7 protein-coding genes and 1 pseudogene are annotated in these 5,942 nt (G+C 37.2%); 6 read left to right on the forward strand and 2 right to left on the reverse strand.

All coding sequences use genetic code 11. The features are described 5' to 3' along the window. Positions 1-258: pseudogene (locus AC1DRF_RS14730) on the forward strand (SulP family inorganic anion transporter); the annotation flags it as partial. A gap of 88 nt (positions 259-346) precedes the next feature. Here the strand turns inward: AC1DRF_RS14730 and AC1DRF_RS14735 are convergent. Both AC1DRF_RS14735 and AC1DRF_RS14740 read right to left on the reverse strand, forming a co-directional pair. Beyond that, entirely contained in the window at positions 347-1,291 is a 945-nt protein-coding gene (locus AC1DRF_RS14735) for a phosphotriesterase family protein (RefSeq protein WP_097822881.1), read from the reverse strand. A gap of 220 nt (positions 1,292-1,511) precedes the next feature. Beyond that, positions 1,512-2,018 carry a CcdC protein domain-containing protein gene (locus tag AC1DRF_RS14740; protein WP_412999288.1) on the reverse strand — a complete coding sequence of 169 codons (507 nt, stop codon included), beginning with the start codon at positions 2,016-2,018 and terminating at the stop codon, positions 1,512-1,514. Between the two features lie 259 nt (positions 2,019-2,277). Between AC1DRF_RS14740 and AC1DRF_RS14745 the strand changes: the two genes are divergently transcribed. The 5 genes from AC1DRF_RS14745 (at position 2,278) to AC1DRF_RS14765 (ending at position 5,797) form a co-directional block, all read left to right on the forward strand. After that, positions 2,278-2,724 carry a helix-turn-helix domain-containing protein gene (locus tag AC1DRF_RS14745; protein ID WP_477741017.1) on the forward strand — a complete coding sequence of 149 codons (447 nt, stop codon included), beginning with the start codon at positions 2,278-2,280 and terminating at the stop codon, positions 2,722-2,724. 439 nt (positions 2,725-3,163) lie between these two features. Next, entirely contained in the window at positions 3,164-3,904 is a 741-nt protein-coding gene (locus tag AC1DRF_RS14750; RefSeq protein WP_477741018.1) for a lysostaphin resistance A-like protein, read from the forward strand. A gap of 472 nt (positions 3,905-4,376) precedes the next feature. After that, on the forward strand, positions 4,377-5,153 hold the full coding sequence (locus AC1DRF_RS14755; RefSeq protein WP_427075854.1) for an SDR family NAD(P)-dependent oxidoreductase: 777 nt from the start codon (positions 4,377-4,379) through the stop codon (positions 5,151-5,153). Positions 5,154-5,188: 35 nt separating this feature from the next. Continuing rightward, entirely contained in the window at positions 5,189-5,470 is a 282-nt protein-coding gene (locus AC1DRF_RS14760; RefSeq protein WP_477741019.1) for a hypothetical protein, read from the forward strand. 36 nt (positions 5,471-5,506) lie between these two features. Next, a complete protein-coding gene (locus AC1DRF_RS14765) occupies positions 5,507-5,797 on the forward strand; it encodes a hypothetical protein (protein ID WP_427075856.1) in 291 nt (96 codons plus the stop codon). Positions 5,798-5,942 lie beyond the last annotated feature (145 nt).

The following is a 5,942-nucleotide window of genomic DNA, read 5'->3' on the forward strand; positions in this document are numbered from 1 at the left end:
CCGTACGCTTCATACGTGGCGCTTGCCAGTCTCGCTCCAGTTTTGATGGTCGTAGCGTGGAATATAAGTAAAAAAGAACAGTTTGCAAAAGTGATAAAAGAAAGATCATTTCATTCGCTGGTTTTACTCACGACTTTTTTGTTAACGGTATTTACAAATTTGACAGTAGGAATAGCCGTTGGATTATGCCTGTGTGGTGTACACTTTATGGTGAAAAAGAGTCAAGAAAAACAAAAGCTATTAAGAAAAACTGGTTAATGTAAGCATATAAAATAATACGCGTAAAAACCCCCGTTGTAGGCTTAGACAGTGGGGGTTTTAGTAGTAATGAAAAAGACTATCTCAATTACTTTCCTTCAAACCAACAGCGGGCGTTATCAAAAAGCATGTGCTGAATCTGCTGTTCGGTTACGCCTTTTCTTTTTAATTCCGGCACCACTTCTTCTAACACAAAGCTCATTGACCATTTTGGAAAACGTTCTTCAATTACGCCTTCTGGAAACCAGTCCATTGTACAGCAGTAGTCTTGTGATAGAAACATGCGGTTTGAGTATCCTTGTTTGGCTAACTCAATGACCGTGTTATTTCTATTTTCAGTTGAACATTCTCTTGTCAAACCGTAGCGGTCCATTCCAATAAAAGCCCCTTGATTTAAAATGTTTGAAATATATTCAAGGTTATCCGTATCTCCCGTATGTCCAATCAGAATTTGATTCGGATTAGCGCCTTCATCCAGTAAAATATCAAGCTGCTTTAAGCCTGTGCCGCTTGCAGGGTGTGAATGGGTCATAATCGGCACGCCCGTTTTTTTATGAGCGCGTGCGACGGCACGCATTACTTTTTCTACATCGGCCGTTACGCCAGGTGCATCTGTAGCGCATTTTAAAAAGCCTGCTTTAATCGACGTGTTTTGAATGCCGACTTCGATATCTCGAACAAACAGATCTGCCATATAGTCAATGCTGTGAGTTTGAAAATGGGTAGGGATGTAGTTATACGTATAAATTCCCGTAGCTGCGATGATTTGAGTGTCCGTTTCACGGGCAATTTTTTCAATAAAACGAATATCTCGCCCTTGTTCCATCACCGTAGGATCACAGATGGTTTTGACTCCGAGCTTCTTTGCGCGATTTACTTGTTCGACTGCTTTTGCGATTTCTTGTTTTTCATTATATAAATGAGGAAACTGTGCGTGAACAGATTCAGAACGAACACGCATATGCTCATGGATTAACGTTAGCCCTAGTTCTGACGCGTTGACTGGGCCTGTTACAGAATTGATAAATGTCATAGTATGATTCCTTTCATAATCTACCTGTAAATCAAACAGTGGATGACCAGGTACATTTTTAATTTAATCTGTTTTATTTTTATATATAGACTACCGTTATAAAAAACACATATTGCATTATACAACATATTTATTGTCTTACACAACAGGCGGTACTTTTACTCCCTATGACAAAAAATCCTTCTTTCCAAGCAGAAAGAAGGACCATTCATATTGATGATTACCCAGCATTTACGCTGTAATTATCACCGTTTAATTTACGAAATTTTAGATAGCTGCCAACTCTCCAAATAACAATATATATAAAGGCTAGCGTCATCGTTAAGACCGCGAAGTCTATCGAATCTAACCCTTTAAAGTACTGGCTCAAAGCCATTCTTATGAAGATAATAGCAATAATCACATATTTAAAATTTTTATTTGGCTTTGAGTAAATGAAGCCGTCTTCTCTTACTTCATAGTCCGTTTGGCTAAGCATAATAAGTCCAAATATAACACCTAATACACCAGCAATCAGCATTTCCCAGTAGGGTGGTAAGTGAAAGGGCTGGCCCGGTATGTGCATCAGCTGACTTAGACTAAGTGAAAATGCAATCAATATGAAAAAAATAGGTGCTAATATACCAAGTCCATTCTTTTTAATGGGCTTATTTTTCTTTTTCATCTTTCTCCAAATAATGAGTCCAATAAGAGCGATAACAAATATATAAATAAGCAGCATTTCCATCGTTATTTTGCCTCCTTTTTTATTTCTACGTTCGTACAATCCACTATTTAGTATAAACAATAAAAGGATAGAGATAAAAGTGCATTCTTTCATTTTTTACACATGAGAATTCTCACTATTTTTTATTACCGTCGCTTAAGGCTTTGGTATACGCCTTATTAACTGTTTCTTTCTTTTTTACCACAATATGTTAGAATTGTAGGAAACGAGAAAACGTAGTGCAAGCAGATTCTGTTTACACGCTGCTACAGTCATAGAGGTGAATGAGTTGAGGTTAGGAAATCAGCTAGAAAAATTAAGAGAAGAACAAAAGATGTCTCAGGAAGAGGTTGCTAAGCAAGTGGGGGTATCTGTACAAAACATACATAAGTGGGAAAATAATCAGGGCTATCCCGAAATTCAGCATCTTTTAAAGTTAGGGGACATCTATGGAACAATCATTGATGAATTTATTAAAAGTGATGTTGCATTACAAAGCAGAATAAATATCCGGGAAGAAGAAAAAGAAGACGACGATGAACTGCTTCACCCAGGTTTTTATATCGGAATAGGCATCATGTTTCTTGGTACTTTTCTTAGCCTGATTATCGGCAATCTTACAATCATGATGGCGACCAACATCGCTGGAATGCTAATTGCTTGTTTTTATAAAGATATCTTAAAACTTTTAAAAGACGTCAAAAAAGATTTTTATGAACAAGGATAAAAGCGTAAGCCATCCGATGAAATAGCAGAAAAATAATGAGGTGTACCGGGTGAAAGAATTAAATGTGAGTTTTATGACCATATCTTTTTTATGTTTAGTAAGCTATTACTTATTTCGAGTGGGAGCATACGCTTTAGCCAGCAGATATATACAAAAAACGCCTGAAGGAAGTGTTTCCAATTGGGCGCTTAGTGTACTTGTTAGAGGGGGTAAAAAAATGGAGTTCAGTGATTATGTCACGTGGGCAGGGTTTTGTGTATTTTTGTACCTTGTGTAGTTACATTAAAAAAGTAAGGAACTATCTTCTTATTTTAAAAGGAAAAAGCGCTCTCTCACATAGTCTTTGAGCTCAAATGATAAAAGAGTGAAAACATATAAAATCCTTAAAACGAATAGTATAGGTTATCAATGAAACCTAAAGCAGAAAGGTGGCGTAGTGATGATCAAGTCAAAGCTTTTGTGGAAAGTTATTGGCCTAGAAATCTTAGTTATCTTTTGGTTTGTGGTAAATGGTGCATACGTGAGCATGACGCATCCTACTGCACATTATCTTCAGTTTTTAGGAATCGTCCCTTTGGCGATTGGAATAGCATTTTATCTAACAAAAACAAAAAAGTGGCCGCATTTTTTCTCCTTTCAACAAAACATGTCGTTTAGAACGAGAATCCTGTTTCTTTCTCCGCTTCTTTTGTATTTGCTTATTATCCTCATTGAAAACAAAGGTGTACACGGAAGTTCCATTGCTGATCTTGTTCTTATTTTGCTTACCCAAACTCTAGTCATAGCATTTGTAGAAGAGATGGTATTTAGAGGATTTATCCTTAATCTGCTGTTAGCAAAAAGCTATAAAGTGGCGGTTCTTCTATCATCGTTTCTATTTGCCTTTACGCACAGTTTGAATATACTAAGCGGTCAATCGGTAGCAAATACAATTTTTCAAATTTTATTTGCATTTGTTATTGGGTGGGTGCTGGCTTTGCTGATCGTTAACGGTCAATCGATTGGAATTACGATTGCATTCCACGGCTTAAATAATTTTCTCCAGTTTACAAGCCCTGTCGACGCTAACGATTCTTTCCTTGTTAATTACGCGCTGCTTCTATTTTTAAGCGGATATGCTTTTTATTTATGGAATCGAAAATCTACTTTATCAGTTTCTCAACATCAGATTAGTAGCTAATCAAAAGAGACTGCAACAACAGTATTTTAGTTAAAGAAAAATCTGAACGATGAATGGAGATTCTTGATGGAGAATCAAACTCGTTCGGATTTTTTGTTGTTGTGATGAACGTAGGTTTCGTTTATGTGGGTAGGTGCTTCTAGTGATTGATGGAGGGCAAGGCGAAGACTCCTGCAGGAAAAGCGGAATAGGTGAGACCCCGCAGGAACGTAAGTGACGAGGAGGCTCACCGGCCGGCCGCAGAAAGCGAAGCCTTGCACGGAAATCAACAGCGGTGTAGCAAGTGACCTATACTAGCTCCTTTCTCCAATTCGCTCGCCTTTAGATTGAATTGCTTTAGTTGTGGTCTCACTCTCTTTTTAGAGTTCCGAAGCAGGTATTAATCTCTCCAAAGCTGAATAACTCTTATGACTAATAATGCTGCTAAATTTAATTGGTTGAGATCTTATTAAACGCAAAAGGGGAGAAAGATATGTTTGAAGAAAAGGTAGGTATTATTACGGGTGGAACGTCGGGGATTGGTTTAGCAACAGCGGAATTACTCGCAAAAGAGGGCATGCATGTTGTGATCGCTTCTAGAAATAGTGAAAAAGGAGAAGAAGCTCTTTCTATATTAAGAAAGTGGTCTCCTCGATCTCTTTTTATCAAAACCGATGTAACAAATAGTCAAGATGTTAAAAACCTTGTTAGCCAAACATACTCTACATTTGGAAAAATTGACGTGGGCTTTAACAATGCGGCTAACACTGAGGCTTCCTCTAGTGCTACGCATGAATTCAAAGAAGAGGACTTTGACCATTTGATCAACGTTACGTTAAAAAGTGTATGGCTTTGTATGAAGTATCAGCTGCAGGTAATGACCAAACAAAACAGCGGTATCATTGTGAATACATCGTCAATGGACGCGATTTTATGTTCAGCGGGGACTGGCGTATATGCGGCTGGAAAAAGCGGTGTGATCGCTTTAACGAAATCAGTTGCTCAGGAATATGGCCATCAACATATAAGAATTAACTCTTTTTGCCCGGGTGCATTTCGTACGCCTATGTTAGAAGAAAGATTTTCAAATCTATCTTCAGGTGAAAAAGCAAAGCTCAATGAATCCTATCAAAAGCTAAACGCGCTAGGCAGAATTGGTGATCCGCTTGAAGCGGCAAAAGCAGTAAAGTGGCTTCTTTCGGATGACGCTTCTTTTGTTACGGGTCAAAATATTATTGTAGATGGTGGAATTGGGTTTAGGTTTGAGTAAGATTAATGAAATAAAAAGGGATTTAAGGGGTGTGTATGTCTTTTATTCTAACTAATTGTATGGCCATTAGTATAATGTTTGTGATACTACTTGTTGTAAGTATCGTATGTAACAAAAGAATAGTTGCCCTTGTTATTTCCTTTGTTACGGTGTTGTTCGGTTTATTTTTACTATTTTATTCTTTTGCTAAAATAAGCGGGCTTGATGGGCTAGATATTCAGATAAAAGGGATAATAATTATTGGAGAAGGGTTACTTTTACTCGTTATTACAAGCGTATTTATTTCCGTCCAAGAGACAAAAAAGAAAATGATGTAACGTGAAAAGTAAATAGCTGCTAAAGGCGGTGATGAAATGGCAATTGGAGTTGCGTTAACGGTTTTAGTAGTAGGTCTGATGTTTGCAAGCGGACTAAGCCAAGGAAAATCAGCTAAAAGAAAATATATAGTGTGGGGAACAACAACCATATTGATTATAGCTCCGTTCTTTTCGTGGGCCGTTTCAATTTTGTTTGCGATTAGCCAGGAAGAAGGTTTTGCAGGAGTTGCATTAATGATGTTATTGTTTCCGTTTTTCTTTTTAGTAGGACTCGTTACGCTTTTAATAGGAATCTTTAAAAAAGAGAGTGTGAATAAATCTGTTTAGGAATAGGGAGAGAGCTATCAAAAGTTCAACTGATGGTAATATTCCTTCAAAATAAATAAAGTGAAATCTGTAATCTATTAATAAAAATGCCATTTTGAGTTAATTGAATTAAAATAGTGATAAAGCTAACCCTACTAAGTTAGCT

It is taken from the genome of Priestia sp. P5_B4 (assembly GCF_056400385.1).

What these genes read in the sequence shown, in the direction of transcription:
- AC1DRF_RS14735 (WP_097822881.1), bottom strand. Translation starts at nt 1,291, where the DNA reads ATGACATTTATCAATTCTGTAACAGGCCCAGTCAACGCGTCAGAACTA.
- AC1DRF_RS14740 (WP_412999288.1), bottom strand. Translation starts at nt 2,018, where the DNA reads ATGGAAATGCTGCTTATTTATATATTTGTTATCGCTCTTATTGGACTC.
- AC1DRF_RS14750 (WP_477741018.1), top strand. Translation starts at nt 3,164, where the DNA reads ATGATCAAGTCAAAGCTTTTGTGGAAAGTTATTGGCCTAGAAATCTTA.
- AC1DRF_RS14755 (WP_427075854.1), top strand. Translation starts at nt 4,377, where the DNA reads ATGTTTGAAGAAAAGGTAGGTATTATTACGGGTGGAACGTCGGGGATT.
- AC1DRF_RS14760 (WP_477741019.1), top strand. Translation starts at nt 5,189, where the DNA reads ATGTCTTTTATTCTAACTAATTGTATGGCCATTAGTATAATGTTTGTG.
- AC1DRF_RS14765 (WP_427075856.1), top strand. Translation starts at nt 5,507, where the DNA reads ATGGCAATTGGAGTTGCGTTAACGGTTTTAGTAGTAGGTCTGATGTTT.